This is a genomic window from Candidatus Pelagibacter sp. Uisw_130 (genome assembly GCF_047722505.1).
Lineage (GTDB): Bacteria > Pseudomonadota > Alphaproteobacteria > Pelagibacterales > Pelagibacteraceae > Pelagibacter.
The window spans coordinates 76,634-98,309 of sequence record NZ_CP159814.1; the positions used below are offsets into that span (position 1 = coordinate 76,634).

Genomic DNA, 21,676 nt, shown 5'->3' on the forward strand with positions numbered 1-21,676 from the left:
ATTTGTCAAAACAAGAAATGCTGTCGTTCTCAGGAATTGTTGAGGATTTATTACCGAATGCAATGTTCAGAGTTAAATTAGAAAACGGCCATATTGTTACAGCTCATGCTGCAGGCAAATTACGTAAGAACAGAATTCGAGTACTTCAAGGTGATAAGGTTCAAGTTGAAATGACACCTTACGATTTGACCAAAGGTCGTATCACTTTTAGAGGTTAATATGGGGCCCTGTAGCTCAGTTGGTAGAGCATCGGATTGAAAATCCGTGTGTCACTGGTTCGAGTCCAGTTGGGGCCACCACCATCTCTCTAAAAAATTTAAAAATAAGGTCAACGCCTTTAATATTTATGTGTTGAAAATTATTCTTAATTGTCTAAAAGACTGCTCATGATTATAAATATTACATATAGAGAGACTTCAAGAAGTACTCATAGACTTTGTTTCCATAGCCTTTAGGCTATTTATTTATAATATAATTTTAAATCCACACAAAAATAATATAAAAACAAGGAATGCCTGCGTAGTATAACGGTTAGTACGATAGTTTGTGGAACTATAGGATTTGGTTCGATTCCAAGCGCGGGTACCAAAAAAAATGAATAAAGAAAATAAACTAATTCCTGGGTTACCCTCAGGATTTGAAGACCGATGGGGTAAGAAATTAATTCTCAAGAAAAAGTTAATTAATATTATTGAAACTAATTTTATAAAATTTGGTTTTGCTGCTCTTGAAACTCCTTCATTTGAAATTTCAGAAAATATTGGATCATTTCTTGCAGATGATGATAGTAATTCTATGTCTGACGTATTCTCATTTAAAGATGGTGAAAAAAATATTACCCTTAGATATGATTTATCAAGTCCGTTAGCTAGATTTGTTGCTCAAAACAATCAAGAATTACCCTTACCTTATAAAAGATATCAAATGGGTGATGTCTGGAGAAACGAAAAAGCGGGTAATGCTCGTTATAGAAGTTTTTTACAATGTGATGCTGATATAGTTGGTAACGTTAACCCAGCTCAAGCAAATGCTGAACTTTGTAATTTAATTGCAAGTACACTTCTTGCCTGTGGTTTAAAAAAAGATCAGTTCGTTGTTAACATTAGTAATAGAAAAATTGTTCAAGGTTTAATTGAAGACCTTAAAATATCTGAAGATAAAAAAATAAAGGTTATGAGAGCAATAGATAAATTAGATAAGCCTGGCTTTGGTTTAAGAGGAGTTGAAGATTTATTAAAAAAAGAAAGAGTAGATGTAAGTGGAGCTGTTACAAAGGGTGCTGACTTAACTGATGATCAAGCTTCACAAATAATCAACTTTTTAAAAGTAAAAGATTTAAAAGAATTAAAAGAAAATTTAAAAAACCCTTTATCTCAAGAAGGAATTAAAGAACTTTCAGACTTACTAGAAATAGCAAGTTATGGTGATTATTTAGATCAAATAAAGACAAACTTTACAATCGTTAGAGGGCTTGCTTATTATGATGGGTTTTGTGTTGAAACAAATTTAAATTTTAAGACAAAAAATAACAAAGGAAAAGAAGTTGATATAGGAAGTATTTGTTCTGGTGGACAATACAATAAATTAATTTCAAGATTTAAGGGAGTTGATATTCCTGGAACTGGAATGAGTATTGGTGTTGACCGATTATTATTTGCAATGATGCAACTTGATCAAATTGAAGTTGATGAAAAAAAACCTGCCATTATTTGTGTAATGGATGAACAGTATTTAAAAAATTATTATGAGATTTTAAAAGTTTTAAGAGACAATAATATTAACTCTGAAATATTTTTAGACAGTAAGAAAAATCTAGGCAAACAGTTAACGTACGCGAATAAAAAACAATGCCCAGTAGCTGTTATTTGTGGTGAAAATGAATTTAAAGATAATACGATTACTTTAAAAAACCTTTTAGGAGTTAAAGGTGAAAACAATCAAGTAACGTTCCCAAAAGAAAATTTAATTGATGAAATCAAAAAACTTATCTGAAAAAATCCTTAGATCAGTTAAATCTAAAGGCTTTAAATACATTGATTTACCTTCAGTAATTGAAGCCAATCATATAGTTCAACGATCTGGAGAGAATTTCAGAAAGTTTATTTTTTCATTTACCGATCAAAATGGTAGCGAGCTTTGTCTAAGACCCGATCTAACTATTGCATCTTGCTTGAGATATTTAGAAAACAATCTTAAAGGAAAAGAGAAAATATTTTATAGCGGTCAGGCTTATAGAAAATCAAATAATAAAAAAGATTCGATTATTAGAGACCAGGTTGGCTTTGAGATCATTGGCTCTAAAGATGAAAAAAAAGATGATAAGGAAATTATTACTACAGCCTTAAAATCTCTGTCTAATTTACAATATTCATCAGGAACTTTAAAAATTGGTAACGTTGAGATTTTCAATTTATTAATTTCAAAATTAGATATTCCAAAAAGATGGAAATTAAGACTTTCAAGACATTTTTGGAGAGAGGAATATTTTAATGACTTATTAAAAAGGTTAGAGACAAACTCTGATGTGGACCCAACAATTGTTGAAGTTGATAAAAAGAGATTTCAAAAAATGTTAAAAGATAATCAGCAAACAGTAGTTGCTGGTAGATCAATTGAAGAAATCTTAAAGAGATTTGATAATAAGATTAAAGATCCAAGAAAAGCCAGTAGAGGTAAAAATGTTTCAAAAATTATTAAAGAGTTTTTAAAAATTAATTGTCCAATAGGACAAGCTGCTGAAAAACTTAATATCTTTTTTAAAAAAAATAAAATTAATTTAGCCGTGGATCAAAAATATTTCCCAACCTCATTAAACAAAATTCAAAAATTAAATGTAGAATTCTCTGCGTCTTTTGGGCGTCAATTAGAATATTATACGGGCATGGTATTTAAAATTGATATTAAATCTAAATCTAAAAATATTAATGTTATTAACGGTGGACGTTACGACAAACTAATTTCAGACCTTGGATCTAAAAAACAAGTTCCCGCAGTAGGAGCTGCTTTAAATTTAAATTACTAATGACAAAAAATACTATTAATATAGGAATTCCAAGCAAAGGTCGTCTTAGAAAAGATATTTTAAAGATATTTAAAAAAAATAAATTAAATTTAGTCTCAGAAAGAGGTGAGAGAGATTTATTAGGATCTATTAAAAACTTAAATAATGTTAAAGTGTTATATCTTCATGCAAGAGAGATAGTTGAAAGACTTGGAGATGGCTCTTTAGATCTTGGCTTTTCTGGATATGATTTATTAAAAGAGAGTGAAGTTAATATTCAAAAGAAGATAAGTGTTGTTAAGAATTATGGATTTGGTAAAGCAACATTAGTTGTTGCTATCCCGGACCCTTGGATTGATGTTCAAACAGTTGCTGATTTAGAAGAAATTGCTTTTGAATTTAAAGATAAAAAGAAAAAAAGATTAAGAGTAGCAACAAAATATCCCAATTTAACAAGAGAGTTTTTGTTTTCAAAAGGAGTTACTCAATTTAAGTTAGTTAGCAGTTTAGGTGCAACTGAAGCTTATCCTTTTACTGGGTCATCTGAAATTATAACTGACATTACTTCATCTGGTGAAACTCTAAGAGCGAATAACCTTAGAATTCTCAAAGATGGTGAAATCTTAAAGTCAGAGGCCTGTATGATGGCCTCAAAATCTTCTCTAAAGAATAGTCTGGTTAAAAAATTAGTTAAGCTACTTTCCAAGTAAAGTATCCTTAACATAGATTAAAATAATCTTAATAATATCAAGGTTTCTAAGTACTGCATAAGCTGTAACTATAGCTGCTATAATAAGTAGTATTTTTAGTATTAAGATTAATTCCATTGAGACAGTTTTAAATAATTACATATATAAATCAAATTTTTACTATAAAATATCTCATAGAATCATGGATGGTATTTTATTAACTTTATTAGTTTTATTGCTTGTAGCTACATTGGGTATTCTTTATCTAAACTTAAGATCTAAGCCAAAAGATGAAAGTGAAAATAAAGAAGCTGAAGAGATGGCCAATTTAAAGACTGAAATTACTTCATTAAAAGATACCTTAAATACTACTATTAATACTTCACTAGGTTCAATGTCGACGTCATTTAACAACCTATCAACTGGGGTGACTAAAGATATGACAGAGGCTTTAACCAAAGTTGATGAAAAAGTAGGAAACTTTAATAGTCAGGTCGAATTATTAAATAAAAGCCAAGAGGGTATAACAAAAATTTTAGCTGGAGTTAAAAAATATGGAACTCTTGCAGAGTTTTCATTGGATGCTCTAATCAAAGACTTATTACCTGCTTCTCAATTTCAGACCAACGTTAAGATGAAAGAAGATACAGGTGAAAATGTAGAATTTGCAATTAAGCTTCAAGGTGATGTAATGGTGCCCGTAGACTCACATTTTCCAGTAGAAAAATTTAAAGCAATTACTGATGGTTATGACGCAGATGATAAAAAAGCTGTTGCAGATGCAAGAGCAAAATTAGCTGCTGCATTTAAAGCAAAAGCTAAAAGTGTTAATGAAAAATATATTGTTCCACCAAAAACTACAGATTTTGCAATTGTTTATGCCCCAACTGAAAGTTTATATAAAGAATTAACTGAATACCAAGATCCAACTACTAAAGAATTATTAACTCAAGAATTAATGAAAAAATATAAAATTGTAATCTGTGGTCCAAATACTCTTTCTGCTTATTTGCAATCATTGCACATGGGCTTTCAATCTCTAAAAGTTCAAAAAGGTGCAACAGAAATTTATGATCATTTAAAAACAATTAGTTCAAGATTTGGAAAACACTTTGATAATATAGTTTCTCTTAGAAAAAAATTAGAAGAAGCAATGATTGTTGTTCATAAGTTTGGAACAGATGCAAGATCAATTAGCAGAAGCCTAGAAAATATTAAAGATCCTGAACAAATTGATAAAGTTGTTCAAACAGAAAACGTAGAAAAATTTGTTGACCATTCAAAACAGGCAAAAAATTAATTTCTTTTTTTCCTCAATACCGCTTATAACAAACTATATGCAGTGGAATAATAAATTTACTTATCCAAAATCCATGAGATCAATGGTGAGTGGCTCAAGAATGTATGCTGTAAATCAACAAAAACTTCCATCAGTAACTTCCATATTACAAGCAACACAAAGTGAAGAAAAAAAAGCATCTCTTGCAAATTGGAAAGCAAGAGTGGGAGCTGTAGAAGCAAATAGAATTAAAAACGATGCTTCAAGTAGAGGTACATCAATGCATTCTCATTTAGAAAAATATCTATTAGGTCAATTAAATTTAGAATTATTAGAAGAAGAAAATAAATCTAAAAAAATGGCAGACGAAATTATTGAACAAGGAATTAAAAATAAATTGTCAGAGATTTGGGGAACTGAAGCCACATTGTACTATCCAGGAAAATATGCTGGAACGTGTGATGCTTGTGGAGTGTATGAGGGACAAGAAACTATCATCGATTTTAAACAGTCCAATAAACCGAAAAAAGAAGAGTGGATTGAGGACTATTACCTTCAATTAGGGGCTTATTCATTAGCACATAACGTTGTTTATAACTCAAATATCACTCAAGGAATTGTCCTGTTATGTACGGTTGATAATTTATTTCAAGATTTTAGAATTCAAGGTGTTAAACTAGAAGAATATCAAAATAAGTTTTTAGAAAAAGTCGAACAGTACTATCACCAAAGGAATATCAACTAATATGAATTTAGCAATATGGGACATTGAATCTAGTAGCGCCAATACTTCATGGGGAAGTATTATCGAAGTGGGTGGCATTTTAGTTGACCCAAATTTTAAAGAATTAGATCGTTTTAATTTTAGATGTAGATTGCCAGAAGGAGAAGTTCCTCAAGCAATGGCTTTAATAGTTAACAAAACTAGTGTTGATTTATTAACTAAAGGCAATTTAAGTCACTATGAAATGTTATCTCAGTTAGAAGCTACATTTAAAAAATGGAGTCCAGCATTGTTCATGGGTTGGTCAAATATTGGCTTTGATGATGAGATGATAAGAAACGAATTCTTTAGAGGAATTAGATATCCATATATTACAAATGCAACTCCTAATAAAAGACATGATGGCTTAAATATTGCAAGAGGTGCTCATGCAGTTGATGAAAGTGTTGTAAAAACAGAAATAAATGCAAAAGGTAATGCAGTTATGAAACTAGAATCGTTAGCTAGAATGAATGGATTTGAATCTAGTGGAGCTCACTCAGCTTTATTTGATGCAGAGTTAACAGTTAAGGTTTTAGGTTTGATTAAAAAAAATCAACCTCAAACTTGGGATACATTTTTAAGAACAGCAAACAAGAGTGATACCGAGACAATATTTAAAACAGAGAAAATGTTTACTTTAGCTGAATATCATTTTGGTAAAAATTATAGATTTGTAGTTGCGCCACTTCACCCAAAACATTGTATTCACCCAATCTATCAGTGGGGCCAAGCTTTTGATCTTAAAATTGATCCGATCCCATTATTTGATATGTCAATTTCTGAACTTAAAAGTGCTATTAAAAAATTAAAGTTTTTAAGAACTATACGATCAAACAAAGCTCCTATAATTTTAGACGCAAGTTATGGATTACAAGTTGAACCATATAGCAAACTTGATCCTGATTTAATTAAAGAGCGTGCAAAGTTAGTAAATAGTAATGAAAAATTTTCTCAAAATGTTTTAACAGCATTAAGAGAGACTGCTGAAGAAAAAGCTCAATTTGATTCACAGGTTGATTTATTAGCAGAAGAGACAATTTATAAAAAATTTACCCCTCAAAAAGACACAGCTTTATTTCCAAAATGGCACGCAGCGTCTTGGAAAGATAAATTAATGTTATTAGATAAATTTGAAGATGAGAGAATGGTAAGCTTTGGAAAAAAGATAATTTATCAAGAATCACCAGATACACTGCCTGCTGACATGTTTAAGACTATTAAACGTGGAATAGCTGAAAGAATATTGAGCGATGAAAAAGAAAAATGGTGGACATGCAAAGAATTTTATTTTGAGTGTGATAATCTAAGAGATAGATATACCAACGAAAAAGACGAGAAAAAACTCAAGTTTTTAGACGAAATCAACGAGTTTGTTGAAGGTATACAAAAAAAATACGAGCAGGCATAATTGACCTTTGTTAATTAACTAAAAAAATCCTTTTTTACATATTGAATAAATAGAATAAAAATTTATATAAGAAGCATGCTTATAGATTTTAAAGATGAAGAATTTGAAACAAAAATTAAGAACGAAGATATCTCTGTAGTTCAATTTTCTGCAGAATGGTGTGCTCCATGTAAGAGTCTTAAACCCATCATGGATAAGTTTTCAGATAGCTACAAGGATAAAGCTAGCTTTTATTATGCTGACATTGAAAATGGTGGAATTAATACTGGTTCAGCTGCTGGTGTGAGAGGCGTACCAACTGTTATTGTTTACAAAAAAGGTGTTGAAGTAGACAGAAAAGTTGGTGGAGTTGCCGAGAGTCAAATGAAAGAATTTTTAGATAAGAATATCTAGTTTAAGTTTAAAACTTCTCCCGCAAGATACAAAGACCCTGTAATTAAAATAATATCATTTTCTTGAAGATCAATTGAGCTAATTGCTTGTTCAACAGAATTTTTGTAATTAATATTTTCAAAATTTTTAATTTTCTCTTTAAGTTCATTCCCCTTAATAGCATTAGGTTGATTGGGAATATCAATTGTTGTTAATGATTTAATATCTTCAAAGTAACTCATATATTCATTGTGGTCTTTATTAGCCATCATTCCTAAAATAATATGTTTGTTACAATTTAAACTTTGAAGATATTTATTTAATACTTTTGCCCCAAGTGGGTTATGAGACCCATCTATAAATAATAAATTATTACTAGTTAAATCTTTTAATTTTCCAGATTTTAACTCTTGAAGCCGTGCGATACTTTCTATTTTAGTAATACCACTCTTAATATGTTCGTCAGTTATTTTATAATCTGTTAATTGTCTAGCGGTTGCAATTGCAGTAGAGACATTTTCCAATTGAAATTCTCCTGGTAGATTAGGTTTTGGAAGTTTAAGAGTACCAAATTCATCTTCATAATAAAAAAAATCATTTTCTTTTAATGTAAAATTATAATCTTTGTTAAAGATTATTTTTTTAGAAGTATTATCTTTAATCACATCTTCAATACTTTCGCTAATTTCATTTGAGCTTTGTTTTGCAACAATAATTTTAGAATTTAATAAAGTTGATGTTTTCTCAAATATAATTTTTTCAACTGTTTGCTCTTCTTTTGGAAGCCAGTCTAAGTGATCAAGGCCAATAGCTGTTACAATACTAGCTAAGTTTTTTCTTAAAATATTGGTTGCATCAAATCTATGAAATAGACCTGACTCAATTAAGTTAATGTTTTCAGGGTATTTCTTTGCATAATGAAGGTAAGCAACAGTTAAAATTTCAAAGAAAGTAATTTGTGTTTGATTATTAGCTTCTTCTATTTCAGAAAAAAGATTGGCTAATTCATCATCTGTTAAAAGCTTATTGTTAAAGACAAATCTTTCGTTAATCTTTTGAATGTGAGGGCTAGTATAAATATTACATTTATAATTTGCTTCTTTTAAAATTGCATAAAGTGCTTGAATTGTTGAAAACTTTCCGTTTGTTCCAACAACGGAAATGCAATTAATTTGGTCTTGGGGATTACCTAATTTTTCTAAAAGATTTCTAGTTCGATCTAGGCTTAGATCGATCTCTTTAGGATGCAGCTTTTGTAAGCGTTCTACTATCTTCTGAAGTTTCATTTTCTGATGAATTTATAACAGAATTTTTCTTTAACAATATTGATAATAATGAAACAATTTTTTCTCTTAAGTCCTTTCTCTCGACAATCATATCGATAAATCCTGATTTCTGAACGTACTCACTTCTTTGAAAGCCTTCTGGTAACTCTTCTCTCACAGTTCCTTGTATTACTCTTGCTCCTGCAAAAGCTATAAGAGCTCCCGGTTCTGCTAAGTGTAGATCACCTAACATTGCATATGAGGCCGTAATACCACCAGCAGTTGGATCAGTTAGCACAACAATGTAGGGTAAATTATTTTTCTTTAGTTCGTTAATTGCCAGTGTCGTTCTTGTCATTTGGCTTAATGATATAAGACTTTCCATCATCCTCATTCCACCACCAGAAGTAAACACTACAAAAGGTTGTTCATTTTCTATTGCATGTTGAATTCCATATAAAAAAGCCTCACCTTCTGCAGCACCAATTGAGCCACCTACAAAATCAAAATCAGATGCAATCGCTGTAATTTTTAAATTTAGAATATTAGTATTAACAACCATCATTGCACAATCCATTCCAGTTTTTTTTCTAGCAGCTTTTAGTCTATCTTTATAAGGTTTTGCATCATTCCAATTTAAAGGGTCGTCTTGAGGAATGGGAGTTTTTAAAACTTCATAATTGTTTTTGCCAAATATAATATCAAATCTCTGACGTGGGCTTATTCTGTGGTGTTTGTTACAAGATGGGCAAACCCATAAGTTTTCTTCTAAATCTTTTTTTAAAATAGGCCCCTTACAACATGAGGTCCAATCACTATTAGCTATTTCAGTTTTGGTTGCACGTGCTTTAATGATGGTCTTTATCTTCTCACCAAATCTTAAAGTTTTTTTAATCCAATTCATGCTATTTTTTTTCTCAACTTTAGCACAATATTAGTTACATTTGTGACAGGATTTTGGCGTTTCTTAATAGAATTTGATATTTCTTTACATAAAGCACTACCAACCACTAATCCATCAGCCTTTCTTAAAGATGCTATAGTTTTTTCAGTAATCCCAAAGCCTATTACAATATTCTTATTCTTATTAAGGTTCTTAATCTTACTGTAACGCTCTAATATTTTTTTAGGTGAAACCTTTAGTTTGCCTCCAGTTGTTGAGAGCATACTGATATAATAAACCATATCATGAGAGTCTTTTATAATTTTTTTCATTCTGCTCGGAGACGTAGTAGGAGATACTAACTGAATAAAACTAATACCTTTTTTCTTACACTTTTTTGCAAATTCTTTATTTTCTGGATAAGGAAGATCGACAACAATTAATCCATCTACTCCTACTTTTTTACAAATATTTATAAAGTTATTATCTCCATATTGATAAATCATATTATAATAACCCATCAGTATTACAGGTTTTGATTGTTTTGATTTTTTAAAATCTTTAACTATTGAAAAAACATCTTTAATTTTAATACCATTTTTTAAAGCTCTATAAGCACTTGATTGAATCTGGCCACCATCTGCAATTGGAGTGTTATGGGGAAAACCTATCTCACAAATATCAGCATACTTTGCAATTGACTTTAATATTTCAAGTGATTTTTTTTTACTATTATCACCAGCTACTGTGTATGTTAGTAATGCAGGTCTTTTTTCAGTTTTTACTTTTTTAAATGCTAAGTTAATTAATGACATCTTAGTTAATCTTTCCTAATCTTTCTTTTAAGATATCCCTATCTTTTTTAGCATCACCACAAGAGTTTACTATAATGATAGTATCTTTGCTTAATTTTGGTGCAATTTTTATAGCTTCTGCAAAAGCATGACTTGGCTCAAGACTTGGATTTATTTTTTCAAGTTTTGTAACTAGTTCGTATGCATTTAAAGCACCCTCATCAGTTGCAGATGTGTATCTTGCTCTTTTAGTATCTTTTAAGAAACAGTGAATAGGTGACACGCCAGGATAATCTAATCCAGCAGAAATAGAAGCGGTGTCATTAATTTGTCCTTCACTATTCTGACAAACATAGGCTGCAGCTCCATGCAATATTCCAAGTTTAGCACCATTAGTTAGAGGTGCCGCATGTAGTTTTGAATTTTTTGGTCCTCCAGCTTCAACACCAATTAATTCAATTTGTTTTTTATCATAATCAATAAACTCACTCCAAAAACCATAAGCTGAACTTCCACCACCCACACAATTAATAAGTTTAATTTTTCTAGGTATTTTTCTAAACTCAGACTGTAGTTGAATTTTTAACTCTCTTGAAATTTGAGCTGTACTCCAGCCACAAATTTTAACAAATATATTAGGACCAACTGTTGATCCAACACACATATGGGTGTTATCACAATTTGAAACCCAGTAACGCATGCACTCACTAACAGCATCTACCAATGTTTGGCTTCCTGAATAAACAGGCACAACTTCTGCACCATTCTTTTTCATCGCGTCTACATTAGGCTTTTGTCTTTTAATATCCTTTGCACCCATGAATATTTTGCATTTAAGGCCAAACTTTTTAGCAGCCATACTCAGCATCTTTCCAGCATACCCTGCACCCGTATCACCAACGACATATTTTTTTCTAGCCTTTTTAGCAATAAGACAATGAACTGTTGCATTATAAATTTTATGAGCTCCTCCGTTCGCCTCTGACACCATTTTTGCATATATTTTGGCTCCACCTAAGTGATCTGACAGGTTTTGAAGTTTAATAAATGAAGTAGGAGAGCCTATATAGTTCTTAAAATAATAGTCTCTTTCTTTAAGAAATTTCTTATCGTATCTAAGTTTTTCAAAAAGTTCAGTTAAATCCTCAATAGGTTTTTTTAAAGTTTCAGGTATAAAATTACCACCAAACTTACCACCCCAAAATCCATTTTTATTGTGCTGATCAATTAAAGGAATTTTTTTTTTAAGTTTCATTGTTAATTAATTTAATTTTGTTTAAAAAAATATTTATTTTTGAAATATCTTTTAATCCAGATGTTTCTAGACCTCCAGAAATATCTATAATGTCTGCTATTTCTTTATAATTTTCAAGGTTATCTTCAATTTGAATATTCCCAGCAAGCATCAATTTTTTATTAATTTTAATATTTTTAATTAATTGATGATCAAAGGACATACTTTTTTCATAACCTTTACTGTCAAATAATATTGTATCTGCAAGCTCATTATATTCTAAATATTTAACTGTATCATTTTGATCCTTTACAGTTATCGCAACAATAATTTTTTTGTCATATTTTTCTTTAATTGATTTAACTTCGGTAGGTGTGCAATCATAAAGTTGATAATAATCGAATGGTAAATCCTTTATTTTTTCTAATATATCTTCATTAGGTTTAACCAATACAGCAACATATTCAGATTTTTTTTTATCAACTTTTAATAGTTCTTTAAGCTTATTGTACTCAACAAATCTTTTTGATTTAGGCCAATTACAAATAAATCCTATCATCTTAGGTGGGGTGGGATGGGCAGTTAAAAATTCTAAGGTTTTAGAGTCAGAGATCCCACAAATCTTGCAGGGTTGGATCATTGATTTAAATGATTAATTAATCTTTTAATGTTATTTTTGATATTACCTTTTACTAATGATCTTCCCATTACAATACCAGAAACTTTATTTTTAAAAGCATCATTGGGGGTCATTACTCTAGATTGATCATTTGCATCATCTCCAGGTAGTCTTATTCCTGGTGTAACAATAAATAAGTTTTTGTATTTCTTCCTAACTATTTTTGCCTCTTTTGCAGAACAAACAATTCCAGCTGCACCAGACTTTTTTATAAGACTAGCTTGTTTTAACACTAACTGTTCTACTGTTTTGGTATGACCAATTTCTTTAAGAGATTTGTTGTTAAGGCTTGTTAATATTGTAACTCCTAATACTTTTAAATTTTTGTTAATTGATTTAGCTTTTTTCGTAATAGCTTTAAGCATTTCAAGGCCACCATTTGTATGAACTGTAATATATCTGCATTTTTTTAAATCTTTTAAACTGTCCATAGCAGATAAAGCAGTTTGTGGAATGTCGTTTATTTTTAAATCTAAGAAATAATCGCTTCTAAAATTTTGAAGAAAAGTTCTTCCATTTTTTGAATAAAAAAACTGTAAGCCAAATTTTGGAATTATTTGAAGTTTATTAGTTTTTGTGCTGTTAATTATTTTTTTTATTTCTTTTAAGCTTGATGTATCGCAAGCAACAAAGATATTTTTATTCGTCATTATTTAATTTTTTAAACATTTCCTTAGACATTTTAAAGTGAATTGTTTTTTTTTCAGGCGTATTTACTTTCTCTCCTGTTTTTGGATTTCTTGATATTCTTGCGTTTTGTATGTTAGTTGAAAAAATACCAAATCTTCTTAGTTCAACGCGATCTCCACGTTTAAGGGCCTGTTTTATTTCAGCAAGAATAATATCAGTAAACTTTTCTAAGTCTTTTTTTAAAAAATTTGGGTAGTTTTTAGCAAGTTGTTTTAGAAGCTTTGATTTTACAATAGCCAATTTCTATTCGTCTTTTTTTTTCTTCTTGTTTAAATCATCAGAAAGCGATGAAAAAGGTAAATTCTTACCTGATGCTTCTGATCCATAAGTATCCAAAGCTGTTTTTCTTTCAATTTCTTCAAGTAGTTTAATGCTTAATGTAGCTTTTCTTTTATCCAAGTCTAATTCTGCAATAGCACAATCAATTCTTTCACCACCTGTAAACCTAGCAGGCCTAGCATCTGCAACATTAATAGCTATCGCAGATTTTTTAATAATGAAGTCCATTTCGCAGCCTTCAGGTCTTACAACAAGTCCTTTATTATCAGTAGAAATGATTTTAACAGTAATAGCTTGTTTGATTTTTTTGCCATTAAACCAATCAAACGGATCAGGTTGAGTTTGACGTAAACCAACTCTAATTTTTTGTTCAGCAGCTTTTATTTCCAAAACTTTAACTTTTAACTTTTCTCCAACCTTATGTTTAGCTAATTCTTCTTCACCATTATTTAAATATGTAAGATCATTACAGTGTAAAAAAGCATCGATATCCAATCCATTAATTTTTAAGAATATTGAGTATTCATTTTTACTGGCTACCTCACCTTCAACTTCAGAACCAATGGGGTATTTGCTCTCAAAAGTTTCAAAAGGGTTTTCAGTAGTTAAACGGTGCGAAATTGCAACTCTTCTTTTGTCTTTGTCAATTTCAGTAATAACACAATCTATCTCGTCACCTACTTTAAACATTTTTTTCGCTGATATATTTTTTTTCGTCCAACTCAATTCACTTGAATGAAGTAGAGTTGACAAACCTTTTTCAAGTTCACAAAAAGCACCAAAGTCCATAAGTTTAACTACTTTAACTTTATAAATTTTTTTTAATTCATAGTTTGAAATGTTTTCAAATGGATCTGGTGAAAGTTGCTTCACTGAGCAACCTACTTGTAATTTTTCTAAATCAACACTTATAACTTTGATGTCATGTTTTTCACCGATTGTAAAAACTTCATCGGGATGATTAACTCTTGAATAAGATATTTCTTGAAGGTGAACTAAAACATCCAGCTCACCATTAACACTAAAAAAACATCCAAATGAACTGTAGCCTTTTACTTCAGCATCTTTAATAATATCTCCAACTTTGTATTTCTCTACTAATTTTATTTTATCCTCTTTTTTAAATGAAGAAATAATTTCTCTTCTTGAAACACAAGCATTGCCTCTGATCTTGTCTAATTTGATAAGAGCAAACTTTTGTGGTTCATTCATTAAATGACTAATATCTTTTAATGGTTTGTCCGAAATTTGAGATCCAGGTAAAAACATTAAAGAACCAGTATCTATATGCTCAACAATACAGCCACCTTTAACACGTCCAGTAATTTTTCCCATGATAGGTTCATTTTTTTCGTAAGCCTCAACAAGCTTATCCCAACCTTGAATTTTTTGAGCTTTTGAAGCTGATACTAAAACTTCACCTTTTTTGTCCTCTAATCTCTCAAGTAGCACAGAGATTTTTTCACCTACTTTTGCTTTATCAAGCATACCCATGCTTTTTAGTTCATTAATATCTAAAATAGGCTCAGATTTTAAACCAGGTACTTCAAGAAAGACAAAGTTATCTGTTACTTTATTTACTACACCTGTAATAATTTTTCCCTCTTCAAGGTTTGCAGTTTTGGTAAACTGCGAATTTAGTAATTGTTCGAATTCTTTTGAAGCAGGGTTTGAAAGATCTTTATAAATTTCCATTAAGCTTTTAGTTTCCTATCCATAATTTGTTTAATTTTTAAAAAGCATGCTCTTTTAGTTAAATTTGTAGTATTAATCAAGATCGAATCTTGAGTTTTCTTAAGTGGAGAGACTTTTCTATTATAATCACTTTTATCCCGTTTTTTAACGCTTTTTAGGATATCGTTAAAGGATATTTTCTTACTTGATCCTTTTAGCTCTTTATACCTTCTTAATGCTCTAGTATTTGTGTTTGCAGTTATAAAAAATTTAAAATCTGCATCTGGAATAATCTTGTAAGTTATATCTCTTCCATCCAAACAAGAGCCATTATATTTTTTAGGAGGGTGATAAGCACTTTTAATTTGAAAAGCATGTACAAGTTTCCTTATTTTTTTATCTTTTGATATTATGGAAGCCATTGTACCAACTTCATCAGATAAAAGCTTTTTGTTTTGTAAATCTTTCATGTTTAATTTGCTCATTTTTTTTTTGATTAAGGCATAATTATATTTTTTGGGTTGAGCCATTTTAATATAGGCAATTAATCTATAAATTTTTCCTGTATCTAAATAAAACAAATTAAAATGCTTAGAAATTAATTTTGCTTGAGTACCAGCACCTGCAGCAGCAGGTGAATCTATTGCAATTTTAATTTTATTTTTAAACCTCATATAAGTTGGTTATTTAAATTTTTAATTATTTTTAAAAATGAAGGAAAGGATGTGTTTATAGAATCTTTGTCGTGTATTTTCCATTTTCCACCACAAGTCAAAGCAGCAATAGTGCTCATCATAAAAACTCTATGATCTTTTAAATATTTTTTTATTACAATTGGTTTGGCTATTTCTAAATTTGGCTGTCCATAAATTTTTATTGAATCTTTAGTGAGCTCTGTTTTTATGCCCATCATATTCAAAATTTTAGACCCCCAGTTTAATCTAGGACTCTCTTTTTGATTAAGTTCAGAAATATTTCTAAAATAGGATATGCCTTTTGCTTTTGCTGCAACCAGAAAAATAATTAAAAATTCATCTATTGCACTGCTGTTTAATCTTGATGGGCAATTTATACCCCTAAGATTCTTTGAAGTTTTAATCTTAATATCAGAAATCTTTTCACCTCTATAATTTCTCGTATTATTTAAAGAAATTTTAGCCCCCATTTTTTTTAAGATAGTAATTATCCCTATTCTTGAAGGGTTAATATTTACATTTTTAATTAAAAGCTCTGAATTATTTGTTAGCATTGTAAGTACCATAAAAAATGCACTTGAACTAATATCCCCTGGAACTTGATAATTAAACGCATTAATTTTTGTAGGTTTTTTAATATTTATAAAATCATATTTTTTATTTTTTTTAATCTTAATAGGTATCTTCAGATACTTAAAAAGTAATTCAGAGTGATTTCTAGATTTTTTTGCTTTGATAAATGTTGTGCCTGTGGAATTAAGTGCTGCAAGCATGACGCTACTTTTGCACTGAGCAGAACCTTTGTTTTCAATATAATTAATCCCTTTTGGTGATTGAGATCCTATAATTGATAAAGGAAGCTTATTTTTTGTTTTGTAATAAAATTTAGCACCAAATTTTTCTAATGGCATGACAACCCTTGAAAAATCTCTTTTAGAAAGACTCTTATCACCAATTATTTTTATTCTCTTAGGTGATCTTATTAATAAACCTAATATTAATCTACCGAGGGTTCCTGAGTTTTTAGCATCTACAACTAAACCACTTTTATAATTAAAGCCGTTAATTCCGTTTCCAAATATTTCACAATTGCTTTTATTAATTTTTACTTTTATTCCTAGTTTTTTTATAGCTTCTAAAGCAGCACTTACATCTTCTGACATTAGTAGATTGTAAGCTTTTGAGATACCTAGAGCCTGTGATGCAAGTAAAACCCATCTTATGGATAAGCTTTTATCACCATCAACCTTTATAATTTTTTTAAAAGGTTCAATTTTTTGATTTATTATTAGAGTCCTAAGCACAAAGTTTAATATTTTTTAATTTATTTTAAAAGAATCTCCAAAATATGCAGATTTTGCTTTATCGTCATTAACTAATTCAGAAGGAGTCCCATTCGCAACAATCTTACAATTAGAAAGAATAATTGCCACGTCCACACAAGACAACAAATCTCTTGCTTGATGATCACAAAGTACTATTGATATATTCTGCTCGGACTGCAAGTTAACAATAATGTTTTGTAATGTTTTTATTGTCATTACATCTAATGCTGCAAACGGTTCATCAAGAAGCAAAATGGTTGGCTCTCCCAGTAAAGATAAAGCAATAACTAACTTTTTTTTTTGTCCCCCTGATAAATGAGCAGCTTTTATATCCCTCACAGCATCAAGTTCAAATTTAGATATTAATGAATTTATTTTTTCAACTCTAGTCATTTTTTTTTTAATTAAAATTTCTCCAACCGCATTTAAATTTTCAATTAAAGTCATGTCATGAAAGTATCCACCATATTGTGGAACGTAGCCTATCTTAAATTCAGAGGCTCTTTGGTAAATTGGATAATCATTAACAATTTTTGAGTTAATAACTATAGAACCATAATCTGGCTTTATAAGACCTATAATTAAATTAAATATAGTTGATTTTCCAACACCGTTTGGTCCAAGCAGTCCAACACTTTGGCTTTTATTAATGGATAAATTAATATTATCTAAAATTTTTCTTTTCCCAAAAGAAAGGGATACTTTGTCTAATCGTATTATGGGAACATTTTTTTTAAAAGATTTAATTCTAAATTTTTTTATTATAGCCATTAATGTAAAGTTACAGTTTTTATTTTTTCAGTTTTGTTGTTCATAAAAATTTTAGTATCTTTTGTAACTAAATTAATCTTTATTTTATCTGCTAGTAATTCAGTATTCATACCTTTATACTTTATGTTATCAGAAATTGTCACTAAATTTTCTTTAAAAAAAAAATCTAATTTATCAGATTTGATTTCATGGACACCATGTTGAATGAACACATTTGTATCAAAATTTGTTTCGTATGTTACTTTGTTTAAAAGTGCATTGTCAGAATAAATATATATATTCGGTGCTTTATTTGTTTGCATAACCGCAATAACATTTTTCATGTAAATTAAATATGGATTCTCAAGGTCAATAATTGCCTTTTCGGAGGTAATATCGTATTTCTCATTATTTAAATTCTTTACAGAATATTCAAAATTTTCTATTAAATTTTTATTTTTTTCAATATTTTTAACTATTTTATTCTCAGTCTTATTATTAACCTCAACAATTTTTTTTGAATTATTTAAAAAATATGTTTGGTAAAATATAATTGATACACCAGTCATTAAAGCTACAAGGGATAATTGTAATATTATTTTTCTATTCACTTATCAATTATTGAATGTTGTTAGCAAGAATGTTGTGTATATGGATGATGCCAATTATTTTATTTTTTTTTAAAGAGTCTTTTACACATAAACTGGTAATTTTTTTATTATTCATAATTGATAAAGCTTTTTCTGCAAGCGCATCTTTACTAATGCTAATAGGGTTTTTAGTCATTACTTTTTTTACAGTTAGATTTTGAATGTTAGTGCTTCTTTCATTAAATCTTCTAATTTGCCCATCTGTAATAATGCCTACTGTAATTTTCTTATTATTTTGAACAATTATGATCCCAAGTTTTTTTTTTGATATAATTTGTAAAGCTTTTTTCATTTTTAAATTCTCATTAATAAATGGCACTTTGTCTCCAGTGATCATCAGCTCTTCAACTATTCTTAGTTTTGCCCCAAGATTGCCCGACGGATGAAATTTTTTAAAATCTTTTTTGTTTATATTTTTTTGATTTAATGCTGATATCGCTAATGCATCTCCAATACTCAGTTGATTTATAGTACTTGAAGTTGGTACAATTCCAAGGCCAGCTTCAGTAACCTCTGGTATAAGCAACTTTATATCTGATGCTTTATATAATATAGAATTTCTTTTAGACATTATACCAATTAAAGTAATCTTATTTCTGTTAGCATATTTTATAATATTCTTTAACTCTTCTGTAGACCCTGAATAACTTATCAAAATCAAAATATCTTTTTTAGAAATGCTGCCAAGATCTCCATGTGAACAATCATTCGCAGATAAAGAAAATGAAGGAGTTCCAACAGAAGAAAAAGTTGCTGAAATTTTTGCTGCTATTAGTCCACTTTTACCAACACCACACAAGATTACCTTAGATTGACATCTTGATATTGCCTCAACGGCATCATTAAAAGAATTGTTAATTGAATTTTTTAATTTTTGTAAGGCTTTTATTTCTAGCTCTATAACTTCTTTTGCAATTTTTTTATAATTTCTTTTTTTCATTTAATGAGCCCATATATCATCTTTAAATGAAGCCAAATCAAGATCAACTCTAGTTTTTAAAAATCTTAAGCAATCATCGTATAAATTAATTCTTTTTTCTCTAACTAGAATTTTGTTTAGCTCTTCATGAATTTTATGCAAATAAACAACATCATTGGCACAATATTTGAGCTGAGCTGGTGACAATTCGCCACCAAAATCTGAGCTTTGAAATTGTTTGCTAACATCAATATTTATAAATTCTTTAATTAATGTTTTAAGTGAATGACTATCTGAATAAGATCTAGCTAATTTTGATGCAATTTTTGTATCAAGAATATTTTTGGTATCTGTTTTTAAATAGTATTTGATGTGTGCAATATCTGCTCTTCCATAATGAAATATTTTGGTGATTGATGTGTCAGAAAGAACTTTATTTAAGTTCGGAGCATCATATTTTTTCCTATCAAGCTGGACAATATGAGCATCAGAATTACCAGTTGATATTTGAATAAGACATAAAGGATCACGCTTAACATTGAGACCCATAAATTCTCCATCAACTGCTATAATATTGCCTAAATCTAAATCTTCTGGTAGATCACTCTTGTGAAGTTTAATATCAATATTCATTTTTAATTATATATATATGAAAGCAAAAAATTGTCTAATTTTTGGTGGTAGTGGTCAAATAGGTCGTCATTTAATAAGAAAGCTTACTAAAAATAATTATAAAGTAACTGTGGTTACTAGAAATCTTCATCAAAAAGGATATGCAATAAAGACCCAAGCTAATGCAGGCTACATAGATATCGTTGAAGCCAATATATTTGATGAAAAAAAAATTAGAAAGCTTTTCTCCCAAACTGATATTTGTATAAATTTAATTGGTATTTTGTATGAAAGTGGCAAGGGTAATACTTTCAAAAACATTCACTTTATTTTTCCATCTATTTTAGCCAAGCTATGTAAAGAATATAAAGTTCAGCAATTTATTCATTTGTCAGCACTAGGGATAAACAATGCAATAGATTCAGAGTATGCAAAAAGTAAATTAGATGGCGAACTCAGTATTCAAAAAAATTTTCCATTAGCAACAATATTAAGACCCTCTGTAGTTTATTCAGTTGATGATAATTTTACCACAGCTTTTATGACTTTACTAAGTAGGCTTCCATTCTTTCCACTTTATTATAATGGATCGACTAAATTTGCTCCAATACATTGTTCAGATTTAACGGATACTATTTATCATACTATCTCTAAAAATATTTACTCTAAAATTGTAGAGTGTGTTGGGCCTGAAGTCTTATCTTTAAAAGAAATTTTGAAAAAATTATTATATTTAATTGGTAAAAAAAGATTATTAGTTCCTTTACCCCTTTTTGCAGCAATTATGTCTGCTAAAGTGTTTCAGCTATTTCCAAAGCCGCTTTTAACAATAGATCAGCTTACACTTTTAAAATATGATAATATTCCCTCAGGCAAATATCAAACTAATGCTGATATTGGAGTTCCAAGTACAAGAGTATTTGATAGTGAGGTAGAAAAATATAGCTATATGTGGAGAGAAGGTGGACAATTTTCTACAAAAAAATATAACCCTGATAATTCTTAATAGAATTTTTTATACCAAAATTGTATGATTATTCATGGTAATTAATGTTATTTATTTTTTAATATTCTCAATTTTTTCTTTCCTAATTTATCTAATCATAAAATCTCTGATCAGAGGGTTTAATGGAAAGAAAAAGAAATAAGATTAATTAAATTTAAAAATTATTAAGCAGTATTAATTTTTTTATCAATATACTGAGGTGCCTCTTCATCTTTGTCAGCTATAGGCTCTTCTTTTCTTCCTTTTGGCTGATAGGCATATAACAAGTGAAGTTTGCAATATGAAAAATCTTTAAGAGATGATCGTCCACAAAAATAAAACGTTTCTTCTTCAGGATGGCCAACAGGCCATTTACAAGAACTCTCATCTAGTTCCTCTAATTTCTTAGGATTTTCTGGTTCAAAATCTTTTTCAATAATTAAGGATTGAAACTTGCTTTTTCTGCCTCTTTTTTGCTTAGAAGAATTTTCTTCTAAACTATTATCAAAATTTTGGCTTGAAGATGCATTTCTAGTTTTAATTTTTGATGATAAATTTAATCTATGAGCTTTGCCAATTACTGCATTTCTACTAATACCACCGATTATTTCAGCTATTTGGCTTGCGGTGCTTCCTTTACCCCAAAGTTTTTTTAATTTTTCTACTTTTTCTTCGTTCCAGCTCATATTCTATATTTAGTATGTTAATTATTTTTATAACTATATCT

General features: G+C 29.4%; 25 protein-coding genes and 2 tRNA genes. 11 read left to right on the top strand and 16 right to left on the bottom strand.

Translation table 11 applies throughout. The annotated features are described in order from the left end of the window. Positions 1-2: 2 nt before the first annotated feature. From infA to hisG, 6 genes are all read left to right on the top strand, one after another. Positions 3-218: a translation initiation factor IF-1 gene (gene infA / locus ABXT55_RS00390; RefSeq protein ID WP_006997427.1), complete on the top strand. Its 216-nt coding sequence runs from the start codon at positions 3-5 to the stop codon at positions 216-218. A 5-nt stretch (positions 219-223) separates the two neighbouring features. Next, positions 224-299, top strand: a tRNA-Phe gene (locus tag ABXT55_RS00395). A gap of 214 nt (positions 300-513) precedes the next feature. Then, positions 514-588, top strand: a tRNA-His gene (locus tag ABXT55_RS00400). 6 nt (positions 589-594) lie between these two features. Beyond that, positions 595-1,992 carry a histidine--tRNA ligase gene (gene hisS / locus ABXT55_RS00405; RefSeq protein ID WP_415284796.1) on the top strand — a complete coding sequence of 466 codons (1,398 nt, stop codon included), beginning with the start codon at positions 595-597 and terminating at the stop codon, positions 1,990-1,992. Further along, positions 1,970-3,022, top strand: coding sequence for an ATP phosphoribosyltransferase regulatory subunit (locus ABXT55_RS00410; RefSeq protein WP_415284797.1), 1,053 nt, complete (start codon positions 1,970-1,972; stop codon positions 3,020-3,022). Before hisS ends, ABXT55_RS00410 begins: the two co-directional genes overlap by 23 nt. Next, positions 3,022-3,711: an ATP phosphoribosyltransferase gene (hisG, locus tag ABXT55_RS00415; RefSeq protein WP_415284798.1), complete on the top strand. Its 690-nt coding sequence runs from the start codon at positions 3,022-3,024 to the stop codon at positions 3,709-3,711. The genes ABXT55_RS00410 and hisG overlap by 1 nt, the downstream gene beginning before the upstream one ends. On the opposite strand, the gene ABXT55_RS00420 is transcribed toward hisG, so the two are convergent. Continuing rightward, positions 3,697-3,828 carry a hypothetical protein gene (locus ABXT55_RS00420; protein ID WP_415284799.1) on the bottom strand — a complete coding sequence of 44 codons (132 nt, stop codon included), beginning with the start codon at positions 3,826-3,828 and terminating at the stop codon, positions 3,697-3,699. The two genes, hisG and ABXT55_RS00420, sit on opposite strands and share 15 nt — an antisense overlap. A 64-nt stretch (positions 3,829-3,892) precedes the next feature. On the opposite strand from ABXT55_RS00420, the gene ABXT55_RS00425 reads away from it, so the two are divergent. From ABXT55_RS00425 to ABXT55_RS00440, 4 genes are all read left to right on the top strand, one after another. Beyond that, entirely contained in the window at positions 3,893-4,990 is a 1,098-nt protein-coding gene (locus ABXT55_RS00425; protein ID WP_415284800.1) for a DNA recombination protein RmuC, read from the top strand. A 37-nt stretch (positions 4,991-5,027) separates the two neighbouring features. Beyond that, complete coding sequence (locus tag ABXT55_RS00430; RefSeq protein WP_415284801.1) at positions 5,028-5,714, top strand: hypothetical protein; 687 nt, start codon at positions 5,028-5,030, stop codon at positions 5,712-5,714. Between the two features lies 1 nt (position 5,715). Next, positions 5,716-7,143, top strand: a complete 1,428-nt coding sequence (locus ABXT55_RS00435; protein ID WP_415284802.1) for an exonuclease domain-containing protein — start codon at positions 5,716-5,718, stop codon at positions 7,141-7,143. A 75-nt stretch (positions 7,144-7,218) separates the two neighbouring features. Next, positions 7,219-7,536: a thioredoxin family protein gene (locus ABXT55_RS00440; protein WP_271482804.1), complete on the top strand. Its 318-nt coding sequence runs from the start codon at positions 7,219-7,221 to the stop codon at positions 7,534-7,536. Here ABXT55_RS00440 and ABXT55_RS00445 read toward each other — a convergent pair. Genes ABXT55_RS00445 through ABXT55_RS00510 form a run of 14 tightly spaced genes read right to left on the bottom strand, consistent with a single transcriptional unit; the run spans position 7,533 to position 19,985 of the window. Continuing rightward, positions 7,533-8,801: a bifunctional folylpolyglutamate synthase/dihydrofolate synthase gene (locus tag ABXT55_RS00445; protein ID WP_415284803.1), complete on the bottom strand. Its 1,269-nt coding sequence runs from the start codon at positions 8,799-8,801 to the stop codon at positions 7,533-7,535. The genes ABXT55_RS00440 and ABXT55_RS00445 overlap by 4 nt on opposite strands. Further along, complete coding sequence (locus ABXT55_RS00450; RefSeq protein WP_415284804.1) at positions 8,755-9,684, bottom strand: acetyl-CoA carboxylase carboxyltransferase subunit beta; 930 nt, start codon at positions 9,682-9,684, stop codon at positions 8,755-8,757. The genes ABXT55_RS00445 and ABXT55_RS00450 overlap by 47 nt, the downstream gene beginning before the upstream one ends. Then, entirely contained in the window at positions 9,681-10,478 is a 798-nt protein-coding gene (gene trpA / locus ABXT55_RS00455; RefSeq protein WP_415284805.1) for a tryptophan synthase subunit alpha, read from the bottom strand. The genes ABXT55_RS00450 and trpA overlap by 4 nt, the downstream gene beginning before the upstream one ends. A gap of 1 nt (position 10,479) precedes the next feature. Further along, positions 10,480-11,712 carry a tryptophan synthase subunit beta gene (gene trpB / locus ABXT55_RS00460; protein ID WP_415284806.1) on the bottom strand — a complete coding sequence of 411 codons (1,233 nt, stop codon included), beginning with the start codon at positions 11,710-11,712 and terminating at the stop codon, positions 10,480-10,482. Continuing rightward, a complete protein-coding gene (locus ABXT55_RS00465) occupies positions 11,702-12,331 on the bottom strand; it encodes a phosphoribosylanthranilate isomerase (protein ID WP_415284807.1) in 630 nt (209 codons plus the stop codon). The genes trpB and ABXT55_RS00465 overlap by 11 nt, the downstream gene beginning before the upstream one ends. After that, a complete protein-coding gene (gene pyrF, locus ABXT55_RS00470) occupies positions 12,328-13,020 on the bottom strand; it encodes an orotidine-5'-phosphate decarboxylase (protein ID WP_415284808.1) in 693 nt (230 codons plus the stop codon). The genes ABXT55_RS00465 and pyrF overlap by 4 nt, the downstream gene beginning before the upstream one ends. After that, positions 13,010-13,300, bottom strand: a complete 291-nt coding sequence (locus ABXT55_RS00475) for an HU family DNA-binding protein (RefSeq protein ID WP_415284809.1) — start codon at positions 13,298-13,300, stop codon at positions 13,010-13,012. Before ABXT55_RS00475 ends, pyrF begins: the two co-directional genes overlap by 11 nt. Before the next feature lie 3 nt (positions 13,301-13,303). Then, positions 13,304-15,034, bottom strand: a complete 1,731-nt coding sequence (locus ABXT55_RS00480) for a S1 RNA-binding domain-containing protein (RefSeq protein ID WP_415284810.1) — start codon at positions 15,032-15,034, stop codon at positions 13,304-13,306. Next, positions 15,034-15,687 carry a (d)CMP kinase gene (gene cmk / locus ABXT55_RS00485; RefSeq protein WP_415284811.1) on the bottom strand — a complete coding sequence of 218 codons (654 nt, stop codon included), beginning with the start codon at positions 15,685-15,687 and terminating at the stop codon, positions 15,034-15,036. The genes ABXT55_RS00480 and cmk overlap by 1 nt, the downstream gene beginning before the upstream one ends. Beyond that, positions 15,684-17,012 (bottom strand): 3-phosphoshikimate 1-carboxyvinyltransferase, encoded by a 1,329-nt coding sequence (aroA, locus tag ABXT55_RS00490; RefSeq protein WP_415284812.1) that lies wholly within the window; start codon positions 17,010-17,012, stop codon positions 15,684-15,686. The genes cmk and aroA overlap by 4 nt, the downstream gene beginning before the upstream one ends. 15 nt (positions 17,013-17,027) lie before the next feature. Continuing rightward, positions 17,028-17,804: an ATP-binding cassette domain-containing protein gene (locus ABXT55_RS00495; RefSeq protein ID WP_415284813.1), complete on the bottom strand. Its 777-nt coding sequence runs from the start codon at positions 17,802-17,804 to the stop codon at positions 17,028-17,030. Next, positions 17,804-18,394 carry a hypothetical protein gene (locus ABXT55_RS00500; RefSeq protein ID WP_415284814.1) on the bottom strand — a complete coding sequence of 197 codons (591 nt, stop codon included), beginning with the start codon at positions 18,392-18,394 and terminating at the stop codon, positions 17,804-17,806. The genes ABXT55_RS00495 and ABXT55_RS00500 overlap by 1 nt, the downstream gene beginning before the upstream one ends. A gap of 7 nt (positions 18,395-18,401) precedes the next feature. Then, positions 18,402-19,373: a KpsF/GutQ family sugar-phosphate isomerase gene (locus tag ABXT55_RS00505; RefSeq protein ID WP_415284815.1), complete on the bottom strand. Its 972-nt coding sequence runs from the start codon at positions 19,371-19,373 to the stop codon at positions 18,402-18,404. Further along, entirely contained in the window at positions 19,374-19,985 is a 612-nt protein-coding gene (locus tag ABXT55_RS00510) for a ribonuclease D (RefSeq protein WP_415284816.1), read from the bottom strand. A 16-nt stretch (positions 19,986-20,001) separates the two neighbouring features. Here ABXT55_RS00510 and ABXT55_RS00515 point away from each other — a divergent pair, with 16 nt between their 5' ends. Then, the gene (locus tag ABXT55_RS00515; protein WP_415284817.1) at positions 20,002-20,970 is read left to right on the top strand and encodes a complex I NDUFA9 subunit family protein; all 969 of its coding nucleotides are present in this window, start codon (positions 20,002-20,004) and stop codon (positions 20,968-20,970) included. A 164-nt stretch (positions 20,971-21,134) separates the two neighbouring features. Here the strand turns inward: ABXT55_RS00515 and ABXT55_RS00520 are convergent, their stop codons facing one another. Next, entirely contained in the window at positions 21,135-21,635 is a 501-nt protein-coding gene (locus tag ABXT55_RS00520) for a GcrA family cell cycle regulator (protein ID WP_415284818.1), read from the bottom strand. Between the last annotated feature and the right edge of the window lie 41 nt (positions 21,636-21,676).

Excerpts from the sequence above, each read along its gene's own strand:
- hisS (WP_415284796.1), top strand. The coding sequence starts at position 595 with ATGAATAAAGAAAATAAACTAATTCCTGGGTTACCCTCAGGATTTGAA.
- ABXT55_RS00410 (WP_415284797.1), top strand. The coding sequence starts at position 1,970 with ATGAAATCAAAAAACTTATCTGAAAAAATCCTTAGATCAGTTAAATCT.
- hisG (WP_415284798.1), top strand. The coding sequence starts at position 3,022 with ATGACAAAAAATACTATTAATATAGGAATTCCAAGCAAAGGTCGTCTT.
- ABXT55_RS00420 (WP_415284799.1), bottom strand. The coding sequence starts at position 3,828 with ATGGAATTAATCTTAATACTAAAAATACTACTTATTATAGCAGCTATA.
- ABXT55_RS00425 (WP_415284800.1), top strand. The coding sequence starts at position 3,893 with ATGGATGGTATTTTATTAACTTTATTAGTTTTATTGCTTGTAGCTACA.
- ABXT55_RS00430 (WP_415284801.1), top strand. The coding sequence starts at position 5,028 with ATGCAGTGGAATAATAAATTTACTTATCCAAAATCCATGAGATCAATG.
- ABXT55_RS00435 (WP_415284802.1), top strand. The coding sequence starts at position 5,716 with ATGAATTTAGCAATATGGGACATTGAATCTAGTAGCGCCAATACTTCA.
- ABXT55_RS00440 (WP_271482804.1), top strand. The coding sequence starts at position 7,219 with ATGCTTATAGATTTTAAAGATGAAGAATTTGAAACAAAAATTAAGAAC.
- ABXT55_RS00445 (WP_415284803.1), bottom strand. The coding sequence starts at position 8,801 with ATGAAACTTCAGAAGATAGTAGAACGCTTACAAAAGCTGCATCCTAAA.
- ABXT55_RS00450 (WP_415284804.1), bottom strand. The coding sequence starts at position 9,684 with ATGAATTGGATTAAAAAAACTTTAAGATTTGGTGAGAAGATAAAGACC.
- trpA (WP_415284805.1), bottom strand. The coding sequence starts at position 10,478 with ATGTCATTAATTAACTTAGCATTTAAAAAAGTAAAAACTGAAAAAAGA.
- trpB (WP_415284806.1), bottom strand. The coding sequence starts at position 11,712 with ATGAAACTTAAAAAAAAAATTCCTTTAATTGATCAGCACAATAAAAAT.
- ABXT55_RS00465 (WP_415284807.1), bottom strand. The coding sequence starts at position 12,331 with ATGATCCAACCCTGCAAGATTTGTGGGATCTCTGACTCTAAAACCTTA.
- pyrF (WP_415284808.1), bottom strand. The coding sequence starts at position 13,020 with ATGACGAATAAAAATATCTTTGTTGCTTGCGATACATCAAGCTTAAAA.
- ABXT55_RS00480 (WP_415284810.1), bottom strand. The coding sequence starts at position 15,034 with ATGGAAATTTATAAAGATCTTTCAAACCCTGCTTCAAAAGAATTCGAA.
- cmk (WP_415284811.1), bottom strand. The coding sequence starts at position 15,687 with ATGAGGTTTAAAAATAAAATTAAAATTGCAATAGATTCACCTGCTGCT.
- ABXT55_RS00495 (WP_415284813.1), bottom strand. The coding sequence starts at position 17,804 with ATGGCTATAATAAAAAAATTTAGAATTAAATCTTTTAAAAAAAATGTT.
- ABXT55_RS00505 (WP_415284815.1), bottom strand. The coding sequence starts at position 19,373 with ATGAAAAAAAGAAATTATAAAAAAATTGCAAAAGAAGTTATAGAGCTA.
- ABXT55_RS00510 (WP_415284816.1), bottom strand. The coding sequence starts at position 19,985 with ATGAATATTGATATTAAACTTCACAAGAGTGATCTACCAGAAGATTTA.
- ABXT55_RS00515 (WP_415284817.1), top strand. The coding sequence starts at position 20,002 with ATGAAAGCAAAAAATTGTCTAATTTTTGGTGGTAGTGGTCAAATAGGT.
- ABXT55_RS00520 (WP_415284818.1), bottom strand. The coding sequence starts at position 21,635 with ATGAGCTGGAACGAAGAAAAAGTAGAAAAATTAAAAAAACTTTGGGGT.